Annotated in this window: 9 protein-coding genes; 8 read left to right on the forward strand and 1 reads right to left on the reverse strand. The window is 47.5% G+C overall.

Features of this window, described 5'->3' with window-relative positions; all coding sequences use genetic code 11:
• The first annotated feature begins 577 nt into the window (after positions 1-577).
• The 8 genes from JWJ90_RS21845 to JWJ90_RS21880 all read left to right on the forward strand — a co-directional run bounded on the left by JWJ90_RS21845 (position 578) and on the right by JWJ90_RS21880 (position 7,510).
• Complete coding sequence (locus JWJ90_RS21845; RefSeq protein ID WP_275889164.1) at positions 578-1,141, forward strand: flagellin N-terminal helical domain-containing protein; 564 nt, start codon at positions 578-580, stop codon at positions 1,139-1,141.
• On the forward strand, positions 1,131-1,484 hold the full coding sequence (locus tag JWJ90_RS21850) for a flagellar protein FlaG (protein ID WP_205229343.1): 354 nt from the start codon (positions 1,131-1,133) through the stop codon (positions 1,482-1,484). The genes JWJ90_RS21845 and JWJ90_RS21850 overlap by 11 nt, the downstream gene beginning before the upstream one ends.
• Positions 1,485-1,508: 24 nt before the next feature.
• Entirely contained in the window at positions 1,509-2,873 is a 1,365-nt protein-coding gene (gene fliD / locus JWJ90_RS21855) for a flagellar filament capping protein FliD (protein WP_205229344.1), read from the forward strand.
• The gene (fliS, locus tag JWJ90_RS21860; RefSeq protein ID WP_205229345.1) at positions 2,873-3,319 is read left to right on the forward strand and encodes a flagellar export chaperone FliS; all 447 of its coding nucleotides are present in this window, start codon (positions 2,873-2,875) and stop codon (positions 3,317-3,319) included. Before fliD ends, fliS begins: the two co-directional genes overlap by 1 nt.
• Position 3,320: 1 nt before the next feature.
• Positions 3,321-3,719, forward strand: a complete 399-nt coding sequence (locus JWJ90_RS21865) for a hypothetical protein (protein WP_205229346.1) — start codon at positions 3,321-3,323, stop codon at positions 3,717-3,719.
• An 84-nt stretch (positions 3,720-3,803) separates the two neighbouring features.
• Positions 3,804-4,556, forward strand: coding sequence for a flagellar brake protein (locus tag JWJ90_RS21870; RefSeq protein WP_205229347.1), 753 nt, complete (start codon positions 3,804-3,806; stop codon positions 4,554-4,556).
• Between the two features lie 46 nt (positions 4,557-4,602).
• Entirely contained in the window at positions 4,603-5,280 is a 678-nt protein-coding gene (locus JWJ90_RS23675) for a PilZ domain-containing protein (RefSeq protein WP_205229348.1), read from the forward strand.
• 367 nt (positions 5,281-5,647) lie between these two features.
• Entirely contained in the window at positions 5,648-7,510 is a 1,863-nt protein-coding gene (locus JWJ90_RS21880) for a flagellar hook-length control protein FliK (RefSeq protein ID WP_205229349.1), read from the forward strand.
• Positions 7,511-7,519: 9 nt separating this feature from the next.
• Here the strand turns inward: JWJ90_RS21880 and JWJ90_RS21885 are convergent, their stop codons facing one another.
• Entirely contained in the window at positions 7,520-8,398 is an 879-nt protein-coding gene (locus JWJ90_RS21885) for a radical SAM protein (RefSeq protein ID WP_205229350.1), read from the reverse strand.
• Positions 8,399-8,797: the final 399 nt, after the last annotated feature.

The raw sequence follows: 8,797 nt of genomic DNA on the forward strand, positions 1-8,797 counted from the left end.
AATTCTGGCTTTGAATTCCGGTGTGTGCTTTCTCTTTTGCTTTTTCATAATCCCTCTTCTTTAACATGATGAAGGAACGATGGATAGGTTAGCCAAAGGGGTGGTCCGGATTCTTGGGACCGTCTCTGGGGAAGCAATTGCAGCTTAAACAGCTATCGTCGCCCTTCCACACAAAAATACGTATTTTTACCAACCTCCCGAAACATCATTTTCCAAAAAAATCCTAAAGTTTTTCCGGAATCTGTTCGATACGTAAAGTAAAGGAAGGGGATATCAGGACGAGACCCCACTATTTTTCACCATAATTCAAGAAATTACTTTTCACGGAGGCGCCTATCGGCGAAAATAGATCTAAGCAATACAAGACGGCAAGGATGCCGAGCATACGGTGAGCCAAAAAATATTCAAGGAGGAATATCATGGCACAAACAAAGAACACAAACGTAGCTTCTCTCAAAGCTCAATGCACCAGACGAACGTTTTCGTTCAGTCTGTCGAAGGACCGCTCCCTCTCTCACTCGGCCTTCACAGTAAAGCAGTGTTGTAAGATGCACATGGTTCGACCAAGTTTGCTTGTTTGACTTCTAATAAATTCGGTCTGAATCAGGTTATGTACAACTCTAATAATGAAATTTTCAACGCGCAGGCTGTTTTGGATGCGCTTCAGGAATACACGAATATCCTGCGACGCATACGTGAACTGGCAGTTCAATCCGCCAGCGAAACCAAGAGCGTCTCCGACCGGCAGTCCCTCCAAGCCGAGGTCAACCAACTGAAACAAGAGTTGACACGAATTGCCAAAACCACCATCTTTAATGGTAAGAATCTACTTAATGAGATATTGCCTTCATCATCAGATCAGGTGGGAACAAATGGCAATGAAGCTTTCTTTGTACGTCTCAATTCTCCTCGCATGGTAGATCTTGGAAACAATTCACATCGCACAGTGAACAACGAGTTAGAAAAAAATGTTGAAAGAGCAACTGCTCGTTCGGCGGATACTCGTAAAGGCGCAACAGTAGGTTATCACGACCTGACTCATGGAGTTCCATTTGGCGCTGAAAAAATCACAGTCTCCGCAGACGACAGTGCAAAATTGATATTTATCTCACGAACAGGGAGGTCCACAGATGAATATTGAGACTGTCGGCGTCGCCAATTTAGTCACGTCCCGGGCAAATGAACCCAAAGAACAGGTTGAAAGAAAACAGCAAATCAGCCAGGAAAACACACCAAGTTCTTCGGAAGAAGAAAGTAAACTCCAGTCTGAGGAGTTGATCAATCAGATCAGGGCACTCACCGAAGACGGTTTATACAGTGTCCGTTTTGAAAAAGATTCAGGTTCCGATGAATTGATCGTAAAGATCATTGATCAGGATACCGAAGAAATTATACGACAAATACCACCAGAAGAACTACTGAGCCTCTCAGAGCATTTGAAAAATTTCTCGCTATCCGGGGGCATCGTGGATACAACCACGTGAGCTGAAGACCAGGAGGAACCAGCCATGACGATTCAATTTGGCGGACTTGCAACAGGGTTGAACACCGGCAGCATCATCGAGGAGTTGATGGCGCTTGAGCGTACTCCCATCACTCGCCTGGAAGAGGATCAGACTTACCTCAACAATCGTCTTGAAGCCTTCCAGGAACTCGACACACGACTCAATTCGTTTGCGGATAAAATTAAAAACCTCAACTACTCCTCAACCCTCCTGCAAAGGTCGGTTAAGCAAAGCTCCGAAGAGTTTGTCTCAGCATCCGCTGACAGTGGAGCTGTTGTAGGAGGAAGCTATCAGGTTGAAGTGGTTTCACTGGCTCAGGTGCAAAAATCTGTTTCCGAAGGTGGGTATGCAGATAAGAACAGCGCCTTGTTCGGCACCGGAACACTCAATATTGAGGTTGGTGGCGTCAACCACGCACTCACACTTGATTCCAGTAACAATTCTCTCCAGGGCTTGATGAAGGCCATTAACGAGGCGGATATCGGTATCTCTGCCTCCATCATCAATACAGGGGACGAAACAGCCCCCTTCCGCCTGTCTCTTGCGGGAACGAACGTGGCTAAAGACTTCTCCATGGATACGAGCGGGCTGAGCGGAGGAGAAGAACTGTCCATCGGAACCCCGATACAGGAAGCGAGCAAAGCACTTATTCGTGTCGATACCGTGGAGATAAGTAGCGACTCCAACACCATTTCTGAAGCCATACCAGGGATGACCCTTGATCTGGTTAAAGCTGAAGAGGGAACCACCACCACCCTCAACGTCAACGTTGATAAAGAAAGTATTCGAACAGAGCTCGCCTCTTTTGCCGAAGGTTACAATGAGGTTATGAGCTTTATCACCGACCAGTCAGCCTACGGTGATCAGGAGGGAGGCGTGATTGGATCCGATGCAAGCGTCAATGCAATTAAACGCCGCATGCAAAGCCTGCTCACAGAAATAACGCCCAACTCAGGTGTATTCAAAACCATCTCGCAACTCGGCTTTGAAACCCAGAAAGATGGCTCCTTGGAGATCAACGAGACTACACTTAACAACGCTATCAATAACAATCTGGAAGATATAGCGACATTATTATCAGGTGAAGAAGGAGTAACAGGTACAGCGACCAAGTTTAAAAACTACCTCTTCGACATGACCAATTCCGGGACCGGGTTGTTACGAACCAAGCAAGACTCGATCGAAAAAAATCTGACTAGAATAGATAGTCAGATAAGTGTCACGGAAGCGAGGCTGGATATGCGACAAAAAACGCTAGAGGCTCAGTTCAGTGCCATGGAGACCTTGGTCAGCGGATTGAATACTCAAGCAGACTACCTGACTCAACAAATGGAAAACCTGAGTAGCATGATGAGCGGGGGCAAGTAATGAACGGCTATGTGAATCAATATCTGACCAACACAGTCAAGTCGGCTTCGCCGGAACAACTCATGCTCATGCTCTATGACGGGGCTATTAAATTTGTTGCTTTGGGCATTCAGGCCATTGAAAATGGAGTCATCGATAAACGCGCGTACTACATCAATAAAACATCTGCCATAATATCCGAGTTCGCGGCAACCCTCGATCATTCCGTCAATCCCAAGCTCGCTGAAGACTTAGACGCACTCTACCGCTACATGTTGAAGCGTTTACTAGATGCGAGCCTTGCAAATGATACGGCCCCCCTCATCGAAGTAAAAAAAATGCTCTCAGAGTTGCGCGCGACCTGGGCACAAGCCATTGATATCAAAAAACAGGAGATACGGGAGAAAGCAGGCGTTGCGCCCTCGACCTCGGATACCGATTATAAACCTCTTGCCGTAGCAATGTGACATGAATACATCAATAATTGCACAGTCACTGGCTGATTACAAAGCCATTGGAGAGCACCTGAATATTATCGAGCGTGCCATGCGGGGACAAGACAGTAAAGCCATTATCGCACTGAGCCAACAGTTGCTGCAACTGCAGAAACAGGTAAGGGAAAACGATATCGCAATTATTAACATGGCACACACCGATCCCAACATAAGTAATACTCCGCAACTGCAAGAACTTATCGAATTGATGCGTACAATTCATAAACAGAACGAGCGGATGACGCGTCAGTTACGTTCGATAATGGCTATTCATCGTGAAGAACTGTTGAAGTTAAAAAAAGGCAATACAGTCCTTCGTGGGTATCGGCCGGCAACGCAGCATACGGGCAGGCGCATTTCCATCTCGAATTGAAAGATGTTGCTCACAAGGCAGTGAAGGCGCAGTCCATTTTTGAATATCCTCTTTCGCTGAGGGCATGAAAAAATTCTTCCTTTCTTGGATAGCTTATGGCAATCTAAATACAACATTGAGCTTAATCCAAGAATGGGTAATCACTTGTCATCACAAAAAAGTTTCTTACCTCACATCAAAGAAGGTGCAGCACTGAGGGTGTCGATCCCTCTCAAAGGAATCACAGAAAAAGTGCGTTTCCCCTGTTTCTTTGACGCGGCAACACCGCCACAATTCTCTTTACGTTTCCCGCTGGATTCACTGGATTTTGATCAGGTTGACTCTGAGAGGCCCTGCACGGTCATGATTGATCTGGCCGAACAAACGGTTGCAGTCGATGCCGATATAGTGCGGTTTGAACCACCTTGTATTTTGCACTTTCAGGAAAATGAATCAACAACCCACACCCAAACAAGAAATTATTTCAGGGTTGATGCAACAGCACGAGTAGCTGCGTCCTCCGTTGTGCCAGCAAATATGGCACGTGAAGGAGAAAGCTGGCGAATGCTTGGCGATACGATAGACTTAAGCGGAAGCGGTCTCCTCTGCGCCTTTAGCGAACCTTTGGAAAAAGGGACCAGGGTTCGCATAGAGCTTACACTTCCGACCCAGGATATGGATGTTATCAATGCTCTTGGCCATGTTGTACGTTGCCGAAAAATTGAAGAAGGACTGTATCACGCAGCATTGCATTTTGATCTAATCGACTCTGAAAGTCAGGATAAAATAATGGCCTGCTGCTTTGAATTGCAACGCCGTTATCTACGTATGCGTGTTAGCCTGGAACGCCCAATCTAATACAAATACAAACTCATCAATTTTTGCCCTAATAATATTCGTTATCGTGGCTAGCATCACAAAATTACTTAAAAAAATTAAAGATCATGCGCCAACCATTGTCGACATTCCGGCAAAAACCGGAGAAGATTATCGCTGCAAGGCGGTTCTGCGCAAAAGAAATGGCACAGCCATAGAACTGGTTTTCCCTCCCAACTCCTGGGAGCAAGACAATCTCCCCATTGGCGCTAACTGTAATCTGGCCGTGGAACACCAGGGAGAATCACTTAACCTCGTTGCCCGCCTGGACGAAGTGAGCGATGCTCGCCGCCTGCTTTTTACTGCTCGCGAGCCGATTTCTCCTGAATCCCTGCGCGAATTTTTTCGTGTCTTGATCAATATTCCCATTGAAGCAAGTTATATTGCCAGTCCACGTGAGGTTAAGGCAAAGACCTGGAAAATGCTGGGGACAACTATCGATTTAAGCGGGAGTGGTGTGCTTGCAGTATTCGCGGAAAAACCTCCCACAAACCACAACATTCAGCTGGTGATGACCATGCCTGAAGATGAGCCATCTGTAGTCTGTCTGGCTGATGTGGTCCGCACGTATCGCCTGCGCAAAAACCGCTACCAGGTCGCCTTTCATTATGAGGTCATCAGTCAAAAAGCACGCGATCAGGTTATATCTTCCTGTTTTCAGGAACAGCGACGTCAGCTACGAGAAAACGTACAAACAGCAAGATGATAACTATCGTGCTGGCAAAAAAGCCACGCGAACGACGTGCCCGCTTTATAACTCACTGTTATCAGGCTATACAATCTAATTTCTTTGACCTTCCATGAGACCATCGCGTGATTAGTCGAACAAGTTTTCTCTTCCAAGGCGGCTGGTTGATTCGAAGGTTATGAGATCTCCCCAGAAGCGGGGCTGCTCCCCCCGCAAGGCTCTACCAATGAATCACAATTCGAATTTAACCAGATATACCGGTGGACAGACAACAATGCTCTGCTCACCTTGCAACCAACACATGTCGCAACAAAATTCGCCCTCAACTTTTGGGGTGACCAAGTGCGCCTCTTTGTTCTTCGCCTCACATCGCTCATGAGGGAACGTGGCAATCACTCCTCTGATTCCAGAGATTAAAGCCCTTTTACCAACCAGCAAACTGGAGGCCCAGCTCCACCGCCCTCCCTTTGCCCTGACCGCAGGTCAGATTGTACAGGCAACAGTCAGTTCTGAAGAGGCACCCAATCTCTTCACTTTACAAATTGGCGGGCAAAAAATTCCCATAGAAACGAGCGTAAACCTCTCAACCGGCCAAAATCTTTCCCTCGAAGTCACCGCCCTTTCCCCCCAATTGCAGCTTAAAGTTGTTGATCAAAGCCACATCAATGGACTCGATCAGCGCATCGGTGCCTCCTTGCAGACCATACTTCATCAGGGAGAATCGTTTTCCGAACTGGCCTCCCTTACCCAGGCCCCAGCCCTCTCTGTTCAACTCAGCCCAAATTCTCAGCACGTCCTGCAACAGATGCAGACACAACTGCTGGGAAACGTATCAGAAAGTAGTAGTCTTGCGGCGATTATCACACAGCTGGCCTCGGTTCTCTCCGCCACAGAGGTCTCAACAACCACCGCTGGCCAAAAGGAAGCTATGAGCGCACTCCTCCAGCAGATAAACGCTCTTCCTGCGGCACCAACCGCAATACGCCAGGAGGCAGCCAACCTGGCAAAAATATTTTCACCTCCAGAGACAAATGGGCAACTGCTGCAACAACAAGGGAAAAACTTCAGCAACGGCTCCTCAGTCGATCTTCTGGGAAACATCGGAATCACCAAGGATGAAGCTATTCAACAACTGCAAAAATTGCCAGGGACACTGCAAACAGCACTACAGCCACTTATCGAACAGCAACTCACCTCGAGCAATCCGTCACAACCGCTTACCCAGGTTCTAAAATTTATTCTCCAGGCCGCACAGGAAAGCAAAACAGCCCCTCCCCCATCTGATGGTGTGCAATTCAAGCAATCTCTTGCACAACTAGGGACACAGATGGAGCGCCTGTTATCCCAGGGCAAAAGTCAGGAGGCAGCCAACCTGGCAAAAATATTTTTCCTTTCTGAAACAAATAGGCAGCTGCCCCAACAAGGGAAAACCGTCAGCAACGGCTCCTCTGTTGACCTTCTGGGAAACATCGGAATCACCAAGGATGAAGCGATCCTGCAACTGCAAAAATTGCCGGGTGTACTGCAAACAGCACTGCAGCCACTTATCGGACAGCAACTCACCTGGAGCAATCCATCACAACCGCTTACCCAGATACTGAAATTTATTCTCCAGGCCGCACAGGAAAGCAAAACAGCCCCTCCGCCCCCTGATGGTGTGCAACTTAAGCAGTCTCTTGAACAGCTGGGGACACAGATGGAGCGCCTATTATTCCAGGGCAAAAGTCAGGAAGCGGCCAATACACTCAAGTTTGCCCTGCTGGAAATAACAAGCCTGGGGCCTGGGCCTACTCTGCAAAAGGCTGCCGACGATGTCCTGAGCACCATTCAGTTTTCCCAGCTGGTCCAGATGCGCCTGGGAGCGGAATCAATCTTTTTCATGCCCCTCCCCTTTCCCTTCCTCCAGTCTGGCTTTCTACTCATTGACCATGAGCATCAAAAAAGTACGCAGGACAACCAACAGAAAAAGCGCCAGCCAACAGATTTGAGTCTATATCTGCAACTCGAAGGCCTGGGCAATCTCAATATCACCGTGCATCAGGAGGGGAACAACATAGCGCTCACTTTTTATAGCCAAGACTCCTCACGTGCCAGGTTCATCAGCCAGCATAAGGATGAATTGAAAGACATGCTGACCACGGGCACCCTCTATACTGCTCAATTTCTTGTTGGAGCAAAGGAACCTGTTAAAATTCTTATTGAAAAAATGCTGCATGCCCCCACAGGCATGGTCAACATCAGCGCTTAAGCTCCCCCTTTACTGGTTCCCTATATACACGGGCCGAAAGCTTGACTCGTCCCACTGCAAGGCGTTATCGATCTCTGTTAAAATTTGACTTTGATCTTCTGGTAATACTCCATGAACATTGATGTAATTGGTATAATGATCACTGGCTAATTCCGACTGAACTTCCAGAGCCTCGACAATTTTCCGTGTCTCCCGCAGCACTTCATGAGGTCCCAGTAATTGAAATCTTCCGGCACGGATATCATCAAGTAAGGGGGTGTGTTTCTTTGGAAGAAGCGTACGCAGACGAATGAACGTCGGCTGGATCGCATTTAGAGCAGAAGCTGTTGCCAAAGCATGGGCGTGGCTGCGTTCTCTTCCCCCTATACCAAGCAAAACATAGAGGCTCAGCTCAATACCCGCTGCCATGACTATTTGGCCGGCTTCAATCTGTTGTTGACGAGAAGCCCCTTTGCACACAGCGTTCAACACCTCATTGTCGCCGGATTCCAGGCCAACGTGAATGCGTGCAAGTCCGGCCTCAGCGAGTTGCCGCATTTCCGCAAGCCCTTTGCTTTCAATATACTGTGCCGAGCCATAGATCGTAATTCTCTGCAAATTAGGGAACACACGATGTGCATAGCGGCAAATACGGCTCAAGTCTTCCGTTTTCATGGCAATGCTGTTCCCGGCGGGGAAGAACACTGTGGTCACGAAAGGGCCATATTCCTGGGCGGCCCAATCCATGTCTTCACAGATATCCACTGTGGGACGAATTTTAAAATGCGGTCCTTCTTTGTATACCATGCAAAAGGTACATTTATTATGTGGGCATCCCATTGTTGCCTGTACAAGTAAGGATTCGGCCTCACTGGGGGGACGGTAGATTGGGCCTTCGTAACGCAGCATAAAAAAATTGTCCAAGAAGAAGAATGGGGCGCGGCGATGAGCACCCACTAAAAAAGGAACTCTCACAGAAAGTTAGCAGGATACAAAAAAAACAGGCAAACAGCACCAAGGATTGCTGGAAAGAGGCATGCGTTGTTGAAACGGACACCTTCTCTTCTCTTTGGCTGAAATTCTGTTGTACTCACATAGGTCAGAGTTATGCTCGAAAGTGGTGTTTGAGGGAGCGCTAAAAGAAAAATGACGTATCCTGTTGGAAGCAGTTCGCCAAAACTTGATGGCCTCGTAAAAACCTTACGCGGCTATTTTAAGATTTAAAAATTCAATCGGGCACATATTGCCCGGCTATGTCAAAATTGTTAAGAATTTTGGCATGAGATGTTCTTTGAGACGTGAAAAAAC

It is taken from the genome of Desulfobulbus rhabdoformis (assembly GCF_016919065.1).
GTDB lineage: Bacteria > Desulfobacterota > Desulfobulbia > Desulfobulbales > Desulfobulbaceae > Desulfobulbus > Desulfobulbus rhabdoformis.